Raw genomic sequence first — 20,436 nt, forward strand, 5'->3', positions numbered from 1 at the left:
CGGGGCTGGCTAGTCCGCCCCCTCCTCGCCGAGCTTGTAGTCCTGCTTGTCGAGGCCGTACTTGCGCATCTTGTCGTAGAGGGTCTTGCGCGGCAGCCCCAGGCTCTCCTGCACCTCCTTGAGCCGGCCCCTGTGCTGGCTCAGGGTATCGGTCAGCAGTATCCGCTCGAAGCGATCCACCTGCTCGGCCAGGGTCAGGGCCTCGCGCCCCAGGCTGAGGTCGGCGAAGGCCCCCTCTTCCCCCAGCAACACGCAGCGTTCGGCCAGGTTGCGCAGCTCGCGCACATTGCCCGGCCAGTCGTGGGCCAGCAGCCAGGCCCGCTGCTCGGCCCCGATCCGGGGCGGCGCCAGCTGATAGCGGGTGGCCGCCACCCGCAGGAAGTTCTCGAACAAGAGGGGCACGTCCTCCTTGCGCTCGCGCAATGGGGGGATATCCACCCGCACCACATTGAGCCGGTAATAGAGGTCGGCGCGAAAGGCGCCCTGCTCCACCAGCTTCTTCAGATCCACCTTGCTGGCCGCCAGCACCCTGATGTCCAGGGGGATGGGGTGATTGGTGCCGAGGGGCTCGACCTTGCGGTCCTCCAGCACCCGCAGCAGCTTGATCTGCAGCGCCATCGGCATGCTCTCTATCTCGTCGAGAAAGAGGGTGCCCCTGTCTGCCCAGGCAATCTTGCCTACCCGGCGCTTCTGGGCCCCGGTGAAGGCGCCGGCCTCGAAGCCGAACAGTTCGCTCTCCATCATGGTTTCGGGCACGGCGCCGCAGTTGATGGCGACGAAGGGCTCGGCGGCACGCACCGAATGGTCGTGCAGGAAGCGGGCGACCAGCTCCTTGCCGCTCCCCGTCTCCCCCATGATCAGCACGTCGGCGGGGGCATCCTTGATGTGGGTGAGGAGCTGGCGCAGCCGCTTGATGGCCGGGTGGGCGCCGAGCAGGCGGGGCCCGGGCCCGCTCTGGGCCTCCAGTTCGCTGCGCAGCTCCCGGTTCTCCAGCACCAGGCGCCGCTTGTCGCAGGCCCGGCGCACCACCTCCAGCAGCTGCTCGGTGCCAAACGGCTTCTCGATGAAGTCGTAGGCTCCCAGGCGCATGGCCTGCACCGCGGTGGAGATGTCGCCGTGCCCCGTGAGCAGGATCACCGGCAGTTCGGCGTCGCGGTTCATGGCCTCCTCGAGCAGGGCGATGCCGTTCATGCCGGGCATGTTGATGTCGCTGATGATGATGCCGGGCCACTGGGGGCTGATGTGGGGCAGGGCCTCTGCGGCGCTGGCGAAGGTGGTGACCTGCCACTGGGCCAGCTCCAGGGTCTGGCCGAGGGAGAGGCGCAGGTGGTGTTCATCGTCGATCAGCATGACTTGGTTCATGGGGCTCTCCTCGAGCGGGCGGGGGAGGCCGGACGCGCCTGGGGGCGGGCGCGGCGGCTCATGGGAAATGCCTCGGGCCGGGCCTGGCCTCGGGCAGGCTGATGGTGAAGCGGGCGCCGCCACGGTCCGGGTCATTGCTCGCCGTCAGCTGGCCGCCGAAGGCGGTGATGATGCGCTGGGAGATGGTGAGCCCGAGGCCGAGCCCCTTGGACTTGGTGGTGTAGAAGGGGGCGAACAGCTGCCTGGCCTCGACGGCCAGGCCCGGGCCGTTGTCGATGACGGCGATGGTCACCCGATCGGCCTTTGTCTCCACCTCCAGCCAGACTCGGGGCGGCGCCACGCCGGCGCAGGCCTGCAGGGCGTTGTGCAGCAGATTGACCAGCACCTGCTCGAGTTGAACCGCATCGGCATGGACATAGAGGGGCTCGGCCGGCAGCCGGGTCTCCACCAGCAGCCCCTGCTTGATCATCTGGCTGTGGAGCAGGGCCAGGCTGGCGTGGATCACGGGTTGCAGCGCCACTGCCTGCAGGGTCTGCTCCCCCTTGCGGGCGAACACCTTGAAGCGGGCCACCAGCTCGCTCATGTGATGGTTGAGGCCGTTGATCTGCACCAGGTTGTCGCGACAGCTGTCGATGCGGCCCCTGTCGAGCAGCTGCAACGCATTCTCGCCATAGGCCCGCATGGCGGCCAGGGGCTGGTTGAGTTCGTGGTTGATGCTGGCGGACATCTCGCCGAGCAGGGCCAGCTTGGCGGTCTGCACCAGCTGCTCCTGGGTATCGATCAGCTCGCGCTGGGTCTGGCGGTACTTGTCGATGGTGGCGATCAGCTCCTGATTGCTGGTGGAGAGGGCCCGGGTGCGCTGACTCACCTTGTGCTCCAGCCGGTTGTTGAGGCGGGCGAGACGGGCGCGGCCGAGCAGCACCTGGCGCCAGTAGAGCCAGATCATCAGCACCAGCAGGGAGAAGAGGGCGAAGCTGGCCAGGGCCTTGGCGATGATGGGGCGCAAGTCATGGAGGGGCTCCAGGGTATAGAGATACCAGCCGGCGCTCGGCATGGCGGTGCCGGTGAACAGATAACCCTGGCCCCAGTGCCACTCGTCCTGGCTGCGCAGCAGGCCGAGGGAGGGGAGATCGCTCAAGGGGGTCCCCAGCTTGTCGCCATACTTGCGCTCCTCGGCCAGCGTCTGGCGGGTCGGCCCGTCCAGGGCGACCAGGGGGCGATAGAGCCACTCGGCCCTGGAGGCGAAGAAGACGACCCCGTATTCGTCGGTCAGCAGGTAGTCGAGGCTGTTGCTGGTCCAGCGCTCGTCGATGAGGGAGAGCGCCACCTTGACCACCACGACGCCGAGGCGGCGATCGCCATCTTGTACCGGATAGGAGAAGTAGTAGCCCCGCCGCCCCGAGCGCTGGCCGAGGGCGAAGTAGCTGCCGGGTTTGCCCTGCATCGCCTGGCGGAAATAGGGGCGAAAGTGGTAGTTGTCCCCGACGAAGCTGTCGGACTGGCGCCAGTTGCTGGCGGAAATCACCTCCCCCTTGTCCGTCATCAGGTAGATGGCATCCGTGCCCAGGATCTCGTTGTACTGCTCCAGCAGGGGGTGGAGCCGATAGGGGGGAAATTGTTGCAGCAGCGCCTGCTGCAACTCGGCGCGGGTCGCGATGAGGGCCGGCAGGCGGCGGTACTTGTCGAGCTCGATCAGCAGACGGCCGGCCAGGCGCTCGTTGTCTAACCTGGCCTGCTGGCGCAGGCTCTCCAGCCCCCACTGACGCGCCGTGAAGGCGACCACCACCATCAAGGTGACCCAGAGGCCGATCAGCAGGCCCCGACTTCCATTGTTCATCATGCCCTTCCTTAGGTTGCCGTCATCTTACCCCCTGGTGGGAGCAGAGGGGACGATGCCGACGAAAGAGTGTGACGGGGGCGACAAGGCGCAGAGATCCTGCACTCTCTGTCGGCTTGATATTCATTCTCATTTAGGCTCTCATGGGGAGCCCCATATCAGGTGAAGGAGGTCACGTATGGCACAGACATCCCCCCGCCAGGATCAGCGCCAGGCCCACTGGCAGCGTTACATGCTCGAAGCCGAGCGCGCCCTGGGCCAGGGCGCCCTGGGCTCGGCCGTCTGCCTCTATCAGCAGGCGCTCGGCACCATAGCGGCGTCGCCACAGACGGCTGTTATCGATCCCGAGGGGCTGGCCTCCCAGGCGACTGTCATCGATCTCGAGGAGCTGGCCAGCATGCGCGTCGCAACCTGCCATCGCCTGGCCGATTTCTGGCGCGCCATGGAGGAGCCCAGCTACGAGCTGCGCTACCTCAAGCTGGCCGCCGAGCTGGTGACCGCCCTGGTGCCCCAGTGCCCGAACCGGGAGTGCGAGTCCCTCATCAGCGAGCTGGGCTGCTGCCGCGCCGCCCTGCTCGGCTTCTTGAAGCGCCACCCCAATCCCGAGATAGCCAGGCTGATCCAGGTGCAGGACAGGGTGCAGGGCTGCGAGCTGATCGGTCGCTTTCGCCTCAACTAGCGGTTGTTAGCGTTGGTGCGCCCGAGCTTGCGGGCGATGCGCTCCTGGGCCTCTTCTCCCTGCAGGGCGAGGGAGAAGGCGCGGGCCTCGGTGTCGATGACAAAGTGCACCGCCTGTTTGAGCTCCTGTTTTAGCAGGGCCTTGCTCCGTTGCAGCGCCTTGGGCGGTTTGGCCGCCAGGATCAAGCCCTGTGCCCGGGCGAAGGGAAGCAGCTCATCCGCTGCCAGCACCCGATTGGCCAGCCCGAGGCGCAGCGCCTCCCCGGCGTCGATGGGCTGCGCCAGCAGCAGCAACTCGCTGGCCTTGAGGTGGCCCACGGCGCGGGGCAGCAAGAGGCTTGAGGCAAACTCCGGCACCAGCCCCAGCTCGACGAAAGGCAGTTGCAGCCGGGCGTTGTCCGCCAGATAGACCAGATCGCAGTGCAGCAGCAAGGTGGTGCCTATGCCCACCGCCGGGCCGCCCACGGCGGCGATCACCGGCTTGGGGAAGTCGGCCAGGGTGTGGAGGAACTGCAAGATGGGATCATCGGCCTCCAGGCTCTCTTTCCCCATGAAGTCGGTCAGATCATTGCCGGCGGTGAAGCAGGCCTGCTGCCCCTGAATGAGCAGCACATGCACCTGCTCGTCCCTGGCCGCCTGGCGCAGTGCGTCGGTGAGAGCTAAATAGGTCTCGGTATTGAGGGCGTTGCGCTTGTCCGGCCGGTTGAGGGTCAGGGTGAGCAGGCCATCCTGCCGCTCGACCAGAATTGTGGGGGCCATGTCTGAATCCTTGTTGTCAGGGGCTGCCAAAAGCTTGCCTTGCGGGTAAGCTCTGCTTCGTTTGACCACATCATAAAAGGATTTCAACCATGTTTAAACGAGCGTTTTATTCCCTGCTGGCCCTGGGACTGGCCGCCCCCGCCCTGGCCAAGGTGGAGGCCGTCGATGGTTATGTGCGTCTGCTGCCCCCCGGCACCCCCAACACGGCGGCCTTCATGGTGCTGAAAAATGATGGCGACGCCCCGGTCCGGCTCACCGGCGTCAGCTCCCCCGAGGTGGCCCGCGCCGAGCTGCACACCCACCTGCACGAGAATGGCGTGATGCGGATGCGTCAGGTCGAGAGCATAGAGATCCCGGCCAAGGGGGAGGTGGTGCTCAAACCCGGCAGCCTGCACATCATGCTGTTCGAGGTGCGTGAACTCTCCCAGGGCACCCCCTTCCCCCTGACCCTGAGCCTGGACAACGGCCAGGCCCTCGGCCTGAGTCTGCCGGTGAAGCCGGTCGAACCCATGGCCGGCATGGTGCACTGATCAGGGACAGAACCGGTCGCGTTATAGAGAATCTTGCTAGGTATTGGCGGCTGGCGCGGTAAAATGCGGGTCTCATCCCGCATTCTCTGGAGTTTAATGATGAAAAAGACACTGTTGGCCGCTGCGCTGCTGGCCCTGACGAGCACCTCTGCCATGGCCGCCGATGACTGGCGCTTCGCCGCCGGCACCGATATCTGGAATGCCGAGGGCAGCGGTCGTGTCGACGAGGTCGGGACCCGCGACGGTTTTGACGACAACTACAACTGGAGCGGTTACCTGCAGCTGGAGCACGGCATCATATTGCTGCCCAACGCCAAGTTCGAGATCTCCGATCTCAGCACCAGCGGCGGTGCCTTCGACAACGATCTGCAGGCCTATGATCTCAGCCTCTACTACCGCCTGTTCAACAACGACCTGTTCCAGATCGACCTGGGTCTGACCGGCCGTCGTTACGAAGGGGACTTCAACACCGTCAATGACTCCTACCACGAAGACGTGCTGATGGCCTATGCCGGCACCGAGCTGCGCATTCCGGGCACCGGCTTCTCCGCCTTCGGCGATGCCCGGGTGCAGGATGCCGACAACTATGACTACCGTCTGGGCGGGGCGTACAAGTTCTCCTCCCTGCCGCTCAAGCTGCGCGCCGGCTGGCGTCAGGTCGACATGGACTTCGACAGCGTCGATCAGCGGGTCGATGGCTGGTTTGCGGGCGCCGAGTTCACCTTCTGATAGGGAGAGGATTAGGGGATGGGCAGCATCATAGTGACTGGGGCGGGCTCGGGACTGGGCCGCGCCCTGACATGCGGTCTGGTCGCCCGTGGCCACAGGGTGGCCATGATGGGCCGCCGCTATCAGAAGTTGCAGGAGATGGAAGCCAGGCTCGGCCAGGGGGTGATCGGCATCGCCGCCGATCTGGCTCACCACGAGGAGGTGGAGGTGGCCTTCGCCGCCGCCGTCCAGTGGGGCGGCTTGCCGGAGTTGGTGATCCACTGTGCCGGGGTGGGCGAGTTCGGCCCGGTCGGCGTCTATACCGCCGAGCAGGTGCATCGGGTGGTGGAGAGCAATCTGGTCTCCACCATACTGGTGGCCCAGCAGACGGTGCGCCTCATCGGCGAGCGGGGCGGGGTGCTGGCCAATGTGCTCTCCTCCGCCGCCCAAGTGGGCAAGGCCAACGAGAGCCTCTACTGCGCCTCCAAGTGGGGGATGCGCGGCTTTCTCGAGTCCTTGCGCGCCGAGCTCAAGGGCTCGCCCCTGCGGCTGGTGAACCTCTATTCGAGCGGGATCCGCAGCGAATTCTGGGACAACTCGGACCATGTGGACCCGAGCCGTTTCATGACCCCGGAGGATGCCGCCGCCTACATGCTCGATGCCCTGGAGGCGAGGAGCAGTTGCCACGTGACCGATCTCTTTATCGGTCGCAATCCCTGAGGAAAAGCTCCGTCATCCGGTTGCCGTCGTCAGAACACAGAAACAAAAAGCGCGCCGATTGGCGCGCTTTTTTATGGACATGGGTGGGGATCAACGACCCAGCTTGCCCTTGATCAGGGCGATGATCTCGTCGATGGCCACTTCCTGCTTCTCGCCGGAGCGGCGGCACTTGTACTCCACCACGCCGTTGTCCATGCCGCGCTCGCCGATGACGATGCCGTGGGGCACCCCCAGCAGCTCCATGTCGGCGAACATGACGCCAGGGCGCTCCTTGCGGTCATCGAACAAGACGTCAACACCGGCGGCCTGGAGCTCGGCGTAGAGCTGCTGGGCCAGTTCGGCTACGCGCACGGACTTGTGCATGTTCATGGGGACGATGGCCACTTCGAACGGGGCGATGGCGTCCGGCCAGATGATGCCGTACTGGTCGTTGTTCTGCTCGATGGCGGCGGCCACCAGACGGGAAACGCCGATACCGTAGCAACCCATCTCCATGGTGACGGACTTGCCGCCTTCGTTGAGCACGCTGGCCTTCATGGCTTCGGAGTACTTGGTGCCCAGCTGGAAGATGTGGCCCACTTCGATGCCGCGCTTGAGCAGCAACTTGCCCTGGCCGCAGGGGCTGGGGTCCCCTTCCACCACGTTGCGCAGGTCGGCAACTTCAAAAGTGGCGATGTCGCGATCCCAGTTGGCACCGGTCAGGTGGAAGCCGGTGTCGTTGGCGCCGCAGACGAAGTCCGCCAGATGGGCGGCGCTGCGATCGACTATGATGCGACCGGCAAAGCCGACCGGGCCGATGGAGCCCGCGTCGCAACCGGCGGCCGCCTGGATCTGCTCGTCATTGGCGAAGGTGAGCGGGTTGGCCACACCCGGCAGCTTCTCGGCCTTGATCTCGTTGAGCTCGTGGTCACCGCGCAGCACCAGGGCGATGACCGCCTGCTTGCCGTGCTCGTCTGCTTCGGCCAGTACCAGCAGGGTCTTGGCGATGGCGGTCGGGGCCACGTTCAGGAAGGCGGCCACTTCATCGATGGTGTGAACGGCCGGGGTGGCCACCTTGGTCAGGGCTTTGGTTGCAGCAGCGCGCTCACCAGCCGGGGCCAGGGCCTCGGCCATCTCGATGTTGGCGGCGTAATCCGATGTATCGGAGAAGGCGATCAAGTCTTCACCGCTCTCGGCCAGCACCTGGAATTCGTGGGAGCCGGTGCCGCCGATGGAGCCGGTATCGGCCTGCACCGGACGGAAGTTCAGGCCCATGCGGGTGAAGGCGGCGCAGTAGGCGGCGTGCATCTTCTCGTAGGTCTCGATCAGCGAGGCCTTGTCGATATGGAAGGAGTAGGCATCCTTCATCAGGAACTCGCGGCCGCGCATCACGCCGAAACGGGGACGCACCTCGTCGCGGAACTTGGTCTGGATCTGGTAGAGGTTCAGCGGCAGCTGCTTGTAGCTGTTCACTTCATAACGGACCAGGGCGGTGATCACCTCTTCGTGGGTCGGGCCCAGCACGAAGGGACGGTTGTGGCGGTCGGTCAGGCGGCACAGCTCGGGGCCATAATCATCCCAGCGGCCGGATTCCTGCCACAGCTCGGCGGGTTGCACCACCGGCATGGAGACTTCGATGGCGCCCGCCTTGTTCATCTCTTCGCGAACGATGTTCTCGATCTTCTTCAGTACCCGCAGGCCGGACGGCAGCCAGGCATACATGCCGGAGGCCAGTTTACGGATCATGCCGGCGCGCAGCATCAGCTGATGGCTGACAACCTCGGCGTCGGACGGGGTTTCCTTGAGGGTAGAAAGCAGATATTGGCTGGTGCGCATCGCGATGAACCTTAACGTGAGACGGGCCGCTGGGCCCTGGGTAAATTCAAGGGCCGGATTTTAACATGGGTCCGTATCCTAACGCGATTTTCTATCTTCAATAAGTGACTAAATGCAGCGGCGGCGCCGTCATCCTGCTGCCATATGGTGGACAGGGGGAGAGGGGGCATCAGTGTGCTGGATACTTATCCAGTAATTATTTAAGCTAAGGGCCACTTTATTGCTAGCTGTGTTGGTTGAGGAGATAAGCCGTGATCGGTCGCTTGAGAGGCATTGTGATTGAGAAGAATCCCCCCGAGGTCTTGCTCGAGGTGGGGGGCGTGGGCTATGAGGTACAGATGCCCATGAGCTGCTTCTACGACCTGCCCGAACTTGGCAAGGAGGCGACCATCCAGACCCACTTCGTGGTGCGCGAGGATGCCCAGCTGCTCTATGGCTTCAACCACAAGCAGGAGCGGGCGCTGTTTCGCGAGCTGATCAAGACCAACGGCGTCGGCCCCAAGCTGGCGCTGGCCATTCTCTCAGGCATGACCGCCAGCCAGTTCGTGATGAGCGTGGAGCGCGAGGAGATAAGCTCCCTGATCAAGCTGCCCGGGGTGGGCAAGAAGACCGCCGAGCGGCTGGTGGTGGAGATGAAAGACAGGCTCAAGGGCTGGGTCAGTCACGACCTCTTCTCCCCGGCCGCCATCAGCCTGCCCGCCCAGGAGAGCAGCCTGCGGGCCCCCGATGCCAGCGAAGAGGCGGCCAGCGCCCTGGTGGCCCTCGGCTACAAGCCCCAGCAGGCGAGCCAGATCGTCGGCAAGGTCGCCAAGGAGGGCATGTCGGTGGAAGCCATCATCCGCGAGTCCCTGCGTAGCCTGGTGTGAGGTAAGTGATGATAGAAGCAGACCGCCTCATCTCGGCCTCGGCCGCCCGTGAAGATGAGGTCATCGACAGGGCGATCCGCCCCAAGAAACTGGCCGATTACACCGGGCAGGACCATGTCTGTGCCCAGATGGAGATCTTCATCGAGGCGGCGCGCCAGCGCGGCGAGGCCCTGGATCATCTGCTGATCTTCGGGCCGCCGGGTCTGGGCAAGACCACCTTGGCCAATATCGTGGCCAACGAGATGAGCGTGAACATCAAGACCACCTCGGGCCCCGTGCTGGAGAAGGCCGGCGATCTCGCCGCCCTGCTCACCAACCTCGAGCCCAACGACGTGCTCTTCATCGACGAGATCCACCGCCTCAGCCCGGTGGTGGAGGAGGTGCTCTACCCGGCGATGGAGGATTACCAGCTCGACATCATGATAGGGGAGGGGCCCGCCGCCCGCTCCATCAAGCTGGACCTCCCCCCCTTCACCCTGATCGGCGCCACCACCCGGGCCGGCTCCCTCACCAGCCCGCTGCGCGACCGCTTCGGCATCGTCCAGCGCCTCGAGTTCTACAACGTCAAGGATCTCACCGACATAGTGGCGCGCAGCGCCCGCTGCCTGGGTCTGGAGATGAGCGACGACGGTGCGCTGGAGGTGGCACGCCGCTCCCGCGGGACGCCGCGCATTGCCAACCGTTTGTTAAGACGGGTGCGTGACTTTGCCCAGGTGAAGTCCGACGGACGAATAGATGGACCCATAGCGGCCCGTGCCATGGACATGCTGGACGTGGATAACGAAGGATTCGACTTCATGGACCGCAAGCTATTGTTGGCTGTGATTGACAAGTTCATGGGGGGCCCCGTCGGGCTCGACAACCTGGCCGCCGCCATCGGCGAGGAGAAGGACACCATCGAAGATGTGCTGGAGCCCTATCTGATCCAGCAGGGTTATCTGCAACGTACCCCAAGAGGCAGGATGGCGACCGCCCGAGCCTATGCCCACTTCGGCCTGCAGCGACCGGAACAGGCCTAAAATGGCAGACTCGATACCGGACCGCCCTCAGGGGCGGTTTTTTCATGGCCGACAAAAAAAAGCCCACACGCATGAGCGGTGGGCGTAAAAGACAATTCAGGGTGGATGTTCACAGACAGTGAGCGCGTCCGGGCACAGGCCGGGCAAACAAAAAACGGTGAGTCGTCGCGAGACTCAGAGTCGGTTCATTTGATAGAGCTGAACGAACGAAAGCTTGTAGTAGCGGATGGCCTTGGTCACAAACTTTTTCATCTCGGTTTCCCTCTGCCCTGTTCAGTCAATATGGTCATGAAATGTGCATAGGGAACCCTGATTAACCGGCCTGAACCCAAGGGATTGCCCTCACTGCGGGGCGCATTGTAGGAGCTGTCATCTGGGGGGGCAAACAAGAAAAATTGCATCAATCGCATTAGTTTTTTTAATTAAAAGTTCGAGGGTGGTATTTAGCATGAACATGCGTTTTCCTCGGTTTTTCAGTGAATTTCAAGCAAGGCGCTCTTTCGGGGATAAATCAAGCCAGGTGTCGCTGACATTATATTTTTCAGAGGAGAGTCATTCCGCAGCGTTCATTTAAAAAATTGATTTAAATCAATAAATTAAAATCTTTCGCAAAATGTGATTTTGCTCCCGAAATGTGTTCGTCTTCGGTGGAAAAATACCTTTGAAACACATGTATACACCCCGGTTTTACATTGATTTCAATCAAATAAAGATGATATAAAACGGCGGCCATCATAGGCGAGAACAAATATGGCTTGCTTGTTCTGTGTTTGTTAAACATTAGCTTTTTTTGTTCTCAGTTATTGCCTTGTTGTTAATTTTTGGTCGTGACCGAACGACGCTGTGGTTGAGTGACGCTGTGCGCTGTGGGTTCGGGAGCTCCAACGGAAGCCTTGTTCTTAATACACCTAAAATAGCCGTGCCAATAATCGGTGAGGAAACATCATGATTGCTGAGCATGTGGTAGACCTATCGCGGTTCCAATTCGCCGCGACGGCCCTTTATCACTTCCTGTTTGTGCCCCTGACGCTCGGAATGGCCTTCATTCTGGCGATCATGGAATCTGTCTATGTGATGACCAACAACCCTGTCTACCGGGACATGACCAAGTTCTGGGGCAAGCTGTTTGGTATCAACTTCGCCCTCGGGGTTACCACAGGGCTGACCATGGAGTTTCAGTTCGGTACCAACTGGGCTTACTACTCCCACTATGTCGGCGACATCTTCGGGGCCCCGCTGGCCATCGAAGGGCTGATGGCCTTCTTCCTCGAATCCACCTTCGTCGGCATGTTCTTCTTCGGCTGGGATCGTCTCTCCAAGCGTCAGCACCTGGCTGCGACCTGGTTGATGGCGCTGGGGACCAACCTCTCCGCCCTCTGGATCCTGGTCGCCAACGGCTGGATGCAGAACCCGGTCGGTGCCGAGTTCAACTTCGAATCCATGCGCATGGAGATGGTGAGCTTCGCCGATCTGGTGTTCAACCCTGTGGCCCAGGTCAAGTTCGTCCACACGGTGGCGGCGGGCTACACCACGGGCGCCATGTTCGTGCTGGGCATCTCCTCCTACTACCTGCTGAAGAACCGTGATGTGGCCTTCGCCCGTCGCTCCTTCGCCATCGCGGCCGCCTTCGGCATGGCCTCCATCCTCTCCGTGCTGATCCTGGGTGATGAATCCGGTTATGAGACCGGCGAGGTGCAGAAGGTGAAACTGGCGGCCATCGAGGCGGAGTGGGACACCCACCCGGCCCCGGCCTCCTTCACCCTGTTCGGCATCCCGAACCAGGATGAGATGCGCACCGATTACGCCATCAAGATCCCCTACGCCCTCGGCATCATCGCCACCCGCTCCCTCGACGAGCAGGTCACCGGCATCAAGGATCTCAAGAGCGAGCATGAACTGCGGGTGCGCAGCGGCATGACCGCCTACGAGTTGCTGACCAAGCTGCAATCCGGCGACAAGTCCGACGAGACCCGCGCCCGCTTCGACGAGGTGAAGCAGGATCTGGGCTATGGCCTGCTGCTCAAGCGCTACACCGCCAACGTGACCGATGCCACCGACGAGCAGGTCAAGGCCGCCGTGGATGACTCCATCCCGCAGGTGCTGCCGCTGTTCTTCGCCTTCCGCATCATGGTCGCCTGCGGCATGTTGATGCTGGTGCTGATCGGTCTGGCCTTCTACGACAGCACCCGCCACCGCATCGGCGAGCGCAAGTGGCTGCTCAAGGCGCTGCTGTGGGGGATCCCGCTGCCCTGGATCGCCATCGAGTGCGGCTGGTTCGTGGCCGAGTACGGTCGTCAGCCCTGGACCATAGCGGAAGTGCTGCCGACCTTCGTGTCTGCCTCCAACGTGCCCGCCGCCGAGATCTGGTTCTCCCTGATCGGCATCTGCCTGTTCTACTCGGTACTCCTGGTCATCGAGATGTACCTGATGTTCAAGTACGCGCGTCTGGGCCCAAGCAGCCTCAGAACCGGCAAGTATCATTTCGAACAGCTCAAGGCATAAGAGGATCGACTCATGTTTGATTACGAATTATTGCGTCTGGTCTGGTGGGTGCTGGTCGGCGTGCTGCTGATCGGCTTCGCCATCACCGACGGTTTCGACATGGGGGTGGGCGCCCTGCTCCCCTTCGTCGGCAAGAAGGATGTGGAGCGTCGGGTGATGCTCAACACCATGGGCCCCCACTGGGAGGGTAACCAGGTGTGGCTGGTGACGGCGGGCGGTGCCCTGTTCGCCGCCTGGCCCATGGTCTATGCGGCGGCCTTCTCCGGCTTCTACATCGCCATGATCCTGACCCTGATGGCGCTCTTCCTGCGCCCGGTCGGCTTCAAGTACCGCTCCCTGCGTGAAGATGCCAAGTGGCGCAACAACTGGGATTGGGGACTCTTCATCGGCAGCGCCGTACCTCCCGTCGTCTTCGGGGTGGCCTTCGGCAACCTGCTGCAAGGGGTCCCGTTTGATTTCAACCAGTTCCTGATGCTGACCTACCACGGCAACTTCTTCGGTCTGCTCAACCCGTTCGGCCTGCTGGCCGGTCTGGTGAGCCTGTTCATGATCGTGACCCAGGGCGCCACCTGGCTGATGATGAAGACCGAGGGGGAAGTGCTGGCCCGCTCCCGCAGCGCCGCCATGCTCTGCTCCCTGTTGACCCTGGTGCTGTTCGCCCTGGCCGGTTGGTGGGTGAGCGGCATGGACGGCTTCGTGGTGGTCAAGGCCGCCGCGACCGATGCGGTCTCCAATCCGATGAACAAGGAAGTGGTGCGTCAGGCCGGTGCCTGGATGAACAACTACAGCCTCTATCCCTGGATGATGATCGCGCCGGCACTGGGCCTCTCCATGAGCCTGCTGACCGCGGTGGCGGCCAAGCTGGACAAGGGCTGGCTGGCGTTCCTGTGCTCCTCTCTGGCGGTTGCCGGCATCATACTGACCGCGGGCTTCTCCATGTTCCCGTTCGTGATGCCCTCCAGCCTGGCGCCGTCACTGAGCCTGACCATGTGGGATGCCACCGCATCGTTCAACACCCTCAAGGTGATGACGGTCGTCGCCGTCGTCTTGGTGCCGACCGTGCTGGCCTACACCGTCTGGACCTACATCAAGATGTTTGGCCGGGTGAGCAACCAGCACATCGAAGACAACCAACAATCGCTCTACTAAGAAGGTGCCCTGATATGTGGTATTTCACCTGGATCCTGGGTCTGCTGCTGGCTTGCGCGTTTGGCATCATCAATGCGCTCTGGCTGGAGCACACCGAGAACCTGGATCGCCAGATAGATGAAGACAAGTGACAGGCTGGCCAGGCTGGCGGCTCCCCTGGAGCGCCAGCCATGGCAGAGCCTGATGTTGCTGGCGGCAGCCCTGCTGGCCGTCGCCATCTTGCAGGCGCCCAATCTGGTGGCGGCCAACACCAGCGAGCACGGCCACTGGGTCGCGCCCTGGCTGATGTGGGGGGTCAGTTGCGGTGTGATGCACGGCCTGGGATTCCATCCCCGTAGCCTGGTTGGCAGGCTGTTGTTCTGTCCCTGGCTGGCCTGGCCAACCCTGCTCTATGGGCTCTGGCTGACACACACTTACTTCCTGCCATAAAAACGGGGGGAGACAGGATTTCCCTGTCTCCCCCTGCTTCTTTCCTATGCACCCCTGCGCTATGATAGCCCCCCATCAGACTGTCGAATGGATCACAGATTGTTATGGGGGAAGTCTCTGAGTTTCCGGTACGGGTCTACTACGAAGACACAGACGCCGGGGGCATCGTCTACAACGCCAATTATCTCAAGTTTATGGAGCGGGCCCGCACCGAGTTTTTGCGCGCCGGCGGCATAGAGCAGGACGTCCTGCTCGATCTTGGCATCGCCTTCGTGGTGAGCCGGACCGAGATCGATTTCCGCTCGGCGGCCCGCTTCAACGAATTACTGACCGTAATGACGCAAGTGACCGAAGTGAAACGCGCCTCCATGCGCTTCTCGCAGCGGATACTGGCGGCTGATGGGCGGTTGATCACCCAGGCCATGGTACAGATAGCCTGCGTCAGCCACCCGATGATGAAACCTGTTGCAATACCTGAAAATGTGAAGGGAGTGCTGTTAAGTGCACGCTGAAATTTCGTTTATTGGTCTGTTCTGGCAAGCCAGCCTGCTGGTCAAACTGGTCATGTTGACCCTGATGGGCATGTCCGTCGTCTCCTGGGCCCTGATCATTCAGCGCTCCAAGGTGATCAAGGCGGCCAATCTGGCGTCCGAGCAATTCGAGGACAGATTCTGGTCCGGTGTGGATCTCAATCGTCTCTACCAGGAGTCCTCTGCCCGCCGCGATGACATCGAAGGCATGGAAGACATCTTCTACTCCGGCTTCAAGGAGTATGCCCGCCTGCTCAAGGCCGGCGCCCGGGGTCAGGATGCGGTGATGGACGGTACCTACCGTGCCATGCGCGTCTCCCTGTCCCGTGCGGTGGACGATTTGGAATCCAACCTGCCGGTGCTGGCGACCGTGGGCTCCATCAGCCCCTACATCGGTCTGTTTGGTACCGTCTGGGGCATCATGAACGCCTTTATCGCCCTGGGTCAGGTGCAGCAGGCCACCCTGCAGATGGTGGCACCCGGCATCGCCGAGGCGCTGATCGCCACCGCCATGGGTCTGTTTGCCGCCATCCCGGCGGTCATCTTCTACAACCGCTTCTCCAACAAGGTGGAACGGCTGGAGAACGCCTACGCCAACTTCATGGACGAGTTCACCACCATCTTGAACCGTCAGATTGCTCAGCAGCAGGGTGACCAGTAATGCAAACCTATCAGCGGATCCGGCGCAAGAAGGTGGCCGAGATCAACGTGGTGCCTTATATCGACGTCATGCTGGTGCTGCTCATCATCTTCATGGCGGTGACGCCGGTGATCACCCAGGGGGTCAAGGTGGATCTGCCCCAGGCAGAGTCCGAGCAGTTGCCGGAAGACACCAAGCCCCCCTTCATCGTCAGCGTCAACACCGAGGGTGAATACGTCGTCAAGGCGGGAGAGGCGGACGACGAACCCGTGCCCCCTGGATCCCCGGAGGCGATGCAGCAATACATCACCGAGAAGGCCATGGGTTATCTTGCGGTCAACCAGAACGCCCCCGTGGTGGTGGCCGGCGACAAGTCCGTGCGCTATGAAGAGGTGATCCTGCTGATGGTGGCCTTGAAAAACGCGGGTGTGCCCCAGGTCGGTCTGATGACGGATCCGGTGAACTGACGGAGATGGATGTGAAGCGTGGTATTTCCGGTTATCTCATCGTCTCGCTGCTGCTGCACCTGATCATCGGCATCATCTTGCTGGTCGGTGTCGACTTCAGCAAGCCCAAGCGGCCCGCCTCCTCGGCCCAGATAGTCAATGCCGTGATGCTGGATGACGAGTTTCTCGCCGAACAGGCCGCGAAGATCCAGCAACAGCAGCCCCAGCAACAGAACAAGCCGGCGGTGAAGGCCGAGGTAGATCAGGCCAAGCAGGCCCGGGAACTGGAGCAGGAACGGCTGCGCATCGCCGAGGCCAAGCGCAAGGAGGCCGAAGAGGCGACCCGCAAGGCCGAAGCCGAAAAACAGAAGAAGCAAGCCGAGCAGAAGCAGGCCGAAGAAAGGGCCGAGCAGGCCGAACAGGCTCGCAAACAAGCGGAGCAAAAGGCCCAGAAGGCGGAAGCTGAACGCAAGGCCGCCGAGGCCGAGAGCAAGGCCCTGGCGCTGAAGAAGAAGGAACAAGAGCAGAAAGAGGCCCAGCAGAAGCTGGCCAAGGCGGAGGCCGAGAAGAAAGCCAAGGCCGAGGCAGACAAGAAGGCCAAGGCCGAGGCAGACAAGAAGGCCAAGGCGGAAGCCGAGAAAAAAGCCAAGGCCGAAGCCGACAAGAAGGCCAAGGAAGAGGCGGCCAAGAAGGCAAAAGCTGACGCGGAAAAGAAAGCGAAGGAAGAAGCCGACAAGAAGGCGAAAGCCGAGGCTGAGCGCAAACGCAAGGCGGCCGAGGAGGCCAAGTTGCAGGCGCAACTGGAGGCCCAGATGCAGGCACAGATGGCGGCGGAAGCCAATGCCCGCAGTCAGGCCGCCTCGGCCGCAGCCCAGGGTGAGGTCGATAAATATGCCGCCCTCATCAAGGCCACGGTGGAGCGCTACATGATTTTGGATCCCACCATGCGGGGCAAAACCTGTACTATCGGTGTCAAATTGGCCAGCAGCGGTTTCGTCATCTCGGTCGACAACGGTCAGGGTGACCCGGCGGTCTGCCGATCCGGCAGGGCGGCGGTGCTGAAGGCGAATCAGTTGCCGGTACCCAAGGATCCGGCGGCATTCGAGATACTCAAGGAATTCAACCTCAAGCTGGAACCTAGCATCTAAGCGGGACGGGGCGGACAGTGTCCAGGGTCTGCCCCTCCTGACGAGCAAGGACGTTAATCTCTCATTTTTATTGGAACCGAGTACTTAAGCCATGATAAGAAAAGTGTTTTTTGCTTTGGTTGGCTGCTTGTTGATGGGTCAGAGCGCCCAGGCGGCGTTGGACATCGTCATCACCGGCGGTATCGATAGCGCACGCCCCATCGCCGTCGCCCCCTTCAAGTGGAGCGGGGAGGGGCAGTTACCCCAGGACATCGCGGAAGTGGTCTCCAATGACCTGATGCGCAGCGGCAAGTTCAAGCCGCTGGCGCGAGGCCAGATGCCGCAAACCCCGAGCACCAGTGGCGAGATCAACTTCGCCCCCTGGGCCTCGCAAGGGGTGGAGGCCGTGGTGGTCGGCACCATAGCGCCGGCCGGTAACGGTTCCTACAAGATCAACTTCGAGCTGGTCGACGTGCTCAAGGGCCAACTGGCCAAGACCCAGGGCGGCGAAGCGAACGGTTACATCCTCGACAGCCGGATGGCCACCATTCCGGGTGCCCAGATGCGTCAGTTTGCCCACCGCATCTCCGACATCGTCTATGAGCGTCTGACCGGCGAGCGTGGCGCCTTCCTGACCCGTCTGGCCTATGTCTCCATCGAACAAGGGGCCCAGTTCCCCTATCAGCTGCGCATCTCCGACTACGATGGCTACAACGAGAAGACACTGCTGCGCTCCCGTGAGCCGCTGATGTCGCCGGCCTGGTCGCCGGATGGCAGCAAGCTGGCCTATGTGAGCTTCGAGAACCAGAAATCCGAGATCTATGTGCAGGATATCTACAGCCAGCAGCGCAGCCTGGTGTCCAGTTTCCGTGGCATCAATGGGGCGCCGAAATGGTCGCCGGATGGTCGTCGATTGGCTATCGTTCTTTCCAAGGATGGCCAACCGGATATCTATGTGATTGATGTGGCTAGCAAGCAACTGACCCGGGTCACCAACAGCCGCACCATAGACACCGAACCCTCCTGGGCGGCGGACGGACAAAGTTTGCTGTTCACCTCTGAACGTGGTGGCAAACCCCAGATTTATAGCGTAAATTTGGCCACTGGCGCCACTCGTCGCATCACCTGGGAAGGGGATTCGAACCAGGGTGCGTCCATGACAGCGGACGGCAAGTCCATGGTAGTGGTCACCCGGGAACAAGGACAGTATCGCATCGCTCGGCAAGATACGGAGAGTGGAGCCATGTTGGTACTGACCCAGAGTGCGTTGGATGAGTCGCCAAGTGTGGCTCCTAATGGCAGCATGATCATCTACTCCACCATCTATCAAGGGCGCAAGAGCCTGGCTCTGGTCTCGACCGATGGTCGCTTCAAGGCAGTCCTGCCGACGAGCAGTGGGGAAATACGTGCACCAGCTTGGTCGCCCTTTTTGAATTGATAAAAATTCGATTGTTTTTTGTTTTGTTATAAAGGTTTAAGGAAATAGCATGCAACTCAATAAACTGCTCAAGGGCCTGGCCATCGCACTGCCACTGTTCACCCTGGCCGCCTGTAGTTCTTCTTCCGACTCCGACGCCTCCGGCGCCGAAGCGGGCATGACCGACGGCATGGGTGGGGTTCAAACCGGTGGTGCCAACGGCATGTTGTCCCCCGAAGAGCAGATGCGTCAGAAGTTCGAAGCGCTGCAGCGCGACAACGTGATCTTCTTCCCGTATGACGGTTACGACATCCAGGGTCAGTACGCCGACCTGCTGGATGCCCACGCCAGCTACCTGCGTGAGCGCCCGTCCGTGAAAGTCCTGATCGAAGGCCACGCCGACGAGCGCGGTACTCCGGAGTACAACATCGCCCTGGGCGAGCGTCGTGCCAAGGCCGTTGCCAAGTATCTGCAAACCCTGGGTGTGCAGGCCGAGCAGCTGTCCATCGTCAGCTATGGCGAAGAGAAGCCGCTGGACCTGTCTCACACCGAGGATGCCTTTGCCAAGAACCGTCGTGCGGTTCTGGTCTACTAAGGTTTCATTCGGATGAATCTTGTGTATAAGCATGCGGCCATTTCGATGGCCGCACTTCTATTTAGCATGGGTGCCCACGCCGCGGCGCCCGTGACCGATCTCTCGGGTGGCGACAGTGCCGTCACCGCCGCCTTCGGCAGCAATGCGGGTGCCATCGTGCCCTCAGGCAGCCTGGAGGACAGGGTGGCGCTGCTCGAGCGCACCCTCAATGCCCGTCTGCGCCTGCAAGCGGACCTGCAGCAGCAGGTGGACTCCCTGCAAGGGGAGGTGGCCGACCTGCGTGGCCAGCTGGAGCAGCAGAGCTACAAGATGGAGCAGTCCCAGGAGCGCCAGCGTCAGCTCTATCAGGAGCTCGACAAGGTGAGCAGCCAGCAGGCCGCTCCCGCCGCAGCGGCAGCCGCCACGGCGGCGACCGCGACCACCGCCAGTGCCGCCACCTACTCCAGCAACCAGGATGAGAATCAGGCCTACGACTCGGCCGTCAATCTGGTGCTCAAGGACAAGAACTACGACAAGGCGATCCCGGCATTCCAGGGTTTCATCAAGCAGTTCCCGGAATCGAGCTATGTGCCCAATGCCCACTATTGGCTGGGGCAGCTGCTGTTCAACAAGGGTGATAGACCCGGCGCAAGCGCCCAGTTCAAGACCCTGGCTGACAAGTACGACAAGTCACCCAAGCGGGCGGACGCCCTGGTCAAGCTGGGCATGATAGCGCAGCTGGATGGCAACAAGGCCCAGGCTAAAAGCTACTATGAGCAGGTGATCAAGGGGTATCCCAATACCTCGCCGGCACAGCTGGCCAAGCAGAGCCTCGACAAGCTGTAACATTGCGCTAGGTAGTTGTTTTCGTAACACTCTTGTAAATGTGACAGCAGTTTGTACGCGCAGTGAGCAAACGGGTTTAAATTAAGATTTTTCTATTGCACCAGGAATTTAAATCCGTATTATAGGCCGCCGTCAGCGTCGGTACAGTCATGTAGTCGAGGCGACAGTGGTGAGGGTCGTTAGCTCAGTCGGTAGAGCAGTTGACTTTTAATCAATTGGTCGCTGGTTCGAACCCAGCACGACCCACCATCATTTCACCATCCATGAGATGGACAGATTCCCAGGTCGTTTAGCTCAGCTGGGAGAGCACCTCCCTTACAAGGAGGGGGTCACTGGTTCGAGCCCAGTAACGACCACCATGTTTTGCAAGCGTTAGACAAATGATTTAGATGGGTCGTTAGCTCAGTCGGTAGAGCAGTTGACTTTTAATCAATTGGTCGCTGGTTCGAACCCAGCACGACCCACCATCATTTCACCATCCA

Annotated in this window: 21 protein-coding genes and 3 tRNA genes; 20 read left to right on the forward strand and 4 right to left on the reverse strand. The window is 61.7% G+C overall.

Going from position 1 to position 20,436, the window contains the following annotated elements:
* Positions 1-9: 9 nt before the first annotated feature.
* Complete coding sequence (locus tag ACW5W4_RS02935) at positions 10-1,362, reverse strand: sigma-54-dependent transcriptional regulator (protein WP_408794206.1); 1,353 nt, start codon at positions 1,360-1,362, stop codon at positions 10-12.
* A gap of 58 nt (positions 1,363-1,420) precedes the next feature.
* Positions 1,421-3,202: an ATP-binding protein gene (locus ACW5W4_RS02940; protein WP_456688335.1), complete on the reverse strand. Its 1,782-nt coding sequence runs from the start codon at positions 3,200-3,202 to the stop codon at positions 1,421-1,423.
* Positions 3,203-3,377: 175 nt separating this feature from the next.
* On the opposite strand from ACW5W4_RS02940, the gene ACW5W4_RS02945 reads away from it, so the two are divergent.
* Positions 3,378-3,878: a DUF2753 family protein gene (locus ACW5W4_RS02945; protein ID WP_456688336.1), complete on the forward strand. Its 501-nt coding sequence runs from the start codon at positions 3,378-3,380 to the stop codon at positions 3,876-3,878.
* Here the strand turns inward: ACW5W4_RS02945 and ACW5W4_RS02950 are convergent.
* On the reverse strand, positions 3,875-4,636 hold the full coding sequence (locus ACW5W4_RS02950; protein WP_456688337.1) for an enoyl-CoA hydratase: 762 nt from the start codon (positions 4,634-4,636) through the stop codon (positions 3,875-3,877). The genes ACW5W4_RS02945 and ACW5W4_RS02950 overlap by 4 nt on opposite strands.
* A gap of 89 nt (positions 4,637-4,725) precedes the next feature.
* Here ACW5W4_RS02950 and ACW5W4_RS02955 point away from each other — a divergent pair, with 89 nt between their 5' ends.
* The 3 genes from ACW5W4_RS02955 to ACW5W4_RS02965 all read left to right on the forward strand — a co-directional run bounded on the left by ACW5W4_RS02955 (position 4,726) and on the right by ACW5W4_RS02965 (position 6,594).
* Positions 4,726-5,166 (forward strand): copper chaperone PCu(A)C, encoded by a 441-nt coding sequence (locus tag ACW5W4_RS02955; RefSeq protein WP_456688338.1) that lies wholly within the window; start codon positions 4,726-4,728, stop codon positions 5,164-5,166.
* 99 nt (positions 5,167-5,265) lie between these two features.
* The gene (locus ACW5W4_RS02960; protein ID WP_427260832.1) at positions 5,266-5,895 is read left to right on the forward strand and encodes a TIGR04219 family outer membrane beta-barrel protein; all 630 of its coding nucleotides are present in this window, start codon (positions 5,266-5,268) and stop codon (positions 5,893-5,895) included.
* 18 nt (positions 5,896-5,913) lie between these two features.
* Positions 5,914-6,594 carry an SDR family oxidoreductase gene (locus ACW5W4_RS02965; RefSeq protein ID WP_456688339.1) on the forward strand — a complete coding sequence of 227 codons (681 nt, stop codon included), beginning with the start codon at positions 5,914-5,916 and terminating at the stop codon, positions 6,592-6,594.
* A gap of 90 nt (positions 6,595-6,684) precedes the next feature.
* Here the strand turns inward: ACW5W4_RS02965 and ACW5W4_RS02970 are convergent, their stop codons facing one another.
* The gene (locus ACW5W4_RS02970; RefSeq protein WP_456688340.1) at positions 6,685-8,409 is read right to left on the reverse strand and encodes a proline--tRNA ligase; all 1,725 of its coding nucleotides are present in this window, start codon (positions 8,407-8,409) and stop codon (positions 6,685-6,687) included.
* 251 nt (positions 8,410-8,660) lie between these two features.
* On the opposite strand from ACW5W4_RS02970, the gene ruvA reads away from it, so the two are divergent.
* From ruvA to ACW5W4_RS03050, 16 genes are all read left to right on the forward strand, one after another.
* Positions 8,661-9,275: a Holliday junction branch migration protein RuvA gene (gene ruvA / locus ACW5W4_RS02975; protein WP_042002205.1), complete on the forward strand. Its 615-nt coding sequence runs from the start codon at positions 8,661-8,663 to the stop codon at positions 9,273-9,275.
* A gap of 8 nt (positions 9,276-9,283) precedes the next feature.
* Complete coding sequence (ruvB, locus tag ACW5W4_RS02980; protein WP_408794223.1) at positions 9,284-10,294, forward strand: Holliday junction branch migration DNA helicase RuvB; 1,011 nt, start codon at positions 9,284-9,286, stop codon at positions 10,292-10,294.
* 945 nt (positions 10,295-11,239) lie between these two features.
* The gene (locus tag ACW5W4_RS02985; RefSeq protein WP_456688341.1) at positions 11,240-12,796 is read left to right on the forward strand and encodes a cytochrome ubiquinol oxidase subunit I; all 1,557 of its coding nucleotides are present in this window, start codon (positions 11,240-11,242) and stop codon (positions 12,794-12,796) included.
* A gap of 12 nt (positions 12,797-12,808) precedes the next feature.
* Complete coding sequence (cydB, locus tag ACW5W4_RS02990) at positions 12,809-13,945, forward strand: cytochrome d ubiquinol oxidase subunit II (protein WP_456688342.1); 1,137 nt, start codon at positions 12,809-12,811, stop codon at positions 13,943-13,945.
* Positions 13,946-13,959: 14 nt separating this feature from the next.
* Positions 13,960-14,076, forward strand: a complete 117-nt coding sequence (gene cydX, locus ACW5W4_RS02995) for a cytochrome bd-I oxidase subunit CydX (protein WP_005331536.1) — start codon at positions 13,960-13,962, stop codon at positions 14,074-14,076.
* Positions 14,077-14,128: 52 nt separating this feature from the next.
* On the forward strand, positions 14,129-14,374 hold the full coding sequence (locus ACW5W4_RS03000; RefSeq protein ID WP_456688356.1) for a cyd operon YbgE family protein: 246 nt from the start codon (positions 14,129-14,131) through the stop codon (positions 14,372-14,374).
* Between the two features lie 104 nt (positions 14,375-14,478).
* On the forward strand, positions 14,479-14,886 hold the full coding sequence (gene ybgC, locus ACW5W4_RS03005; RefSeq protein WP_427260827.1) for a tol-pal system-associated acyl-CoA thioesterase: 408 nt from the start codon (positions 14,479-14,481) through the stop codon (positions 14,884-14,886).
* Complete coding sequence (tolQ, locus tag ACW5W4_RS03010) at positions 14,876-15,565, forward strand: protein TolQ (protein WP_456688343.1); 690 nt, start codon at positions 14,876-14,878, stop codon at positions 15,563-15,565. The genes ybgC and tolQ overlap by 11 nt, the downstream gene beginning before the upstream one ends.
* Complete coding sequence (gene tolR / locus ACW5W4_RS03015) at positions 15,565-16,011, forward strand: protein TolR (RefSeq protein WP_427260825.1); 447 nt, start codon at positions 15,565-15,567, stop codon at positions 16,009-16,011. The genes tolQ and tolR overlap by 1 nt, the downstream gene beginning before the upstream one ends.
* A 5-nt stretch (positions 16,012-16,016) precedes the next feature.
* Entirely contained in the window at positions 16,017-17,138 is a 1,122-nt protein-coding gene (gene tolA / locus ACW5W4_RS03020) for a cell envelope integrity protein TolA (RefSeq protein WP_456688344.1), read from the forward strand.
* A 91-nt stretch (positions 17,139-17,229) separates the two neighbouring features.
* Positions 17,230-18,555, forward strand: coding sequence for a Tol-Pal system beta propeller repeat protein TolB (tolB, locus tag ACW5W4_RS03025; protein ID WP_456688345.1), 1,326 nt, complete (start codon positions 17,230-17,232; stop codon positions 18,553-18,555).
* A 49-nt stretch (positions 18,556-18,604) separates the two neighbouring features.
* Positions 18,605-19,129 (forward strand): peptidoglycan-associated lipoprotein Pal, encoded by a 525-nt coding sequence (gene pal / locus ACW5W4_RS03030; protein ID WP_427260822.1) that lies wholly within the window; start codon positions 18,605-18,607, stop codon positions 19,127-19,129.
* Between the two features lie 12 nt (positions 19,130-19,141).
* The gene (ybgF, locus tag ACW5W4_RS03035) at positions 19,142-19,954 is read left to right on the forward strand and encodes a tol-pal system protein YbgF (RefSeq protein WP_456688346.1); all 813 of its coding nucleotides are present in this window, start codon (positions 19,142-19,144) and stop codon (positions 19,952-19,954) included.
* Between the two features lie 173 nt (positions 19,955-20,127).
* Positions 20,128-20,203, forward strand: a tRNA-Lys gene (locus ACW5W4_RS03040).
* Between the two features lie 34 nt (positions 20,204-20,237).
* A tRNA-Val gene (locus ACW5W4_RS03045) sits at positions 20,238-20,313 on the forward strand.
* Between the two features lie 32 nt (positions 20,314-20,345).
* Positions 20,346-20,421: transfer RNA gene (locus ACW5W4_RS03050), tRNA-Lys, on the forward strand.
* Positions 20,422-20,436 lie beyond the last annotated feature (15 nt).

The sequence above is a fragment of the Aeromonas crassostreae genome (assembly GCF_054052445.1).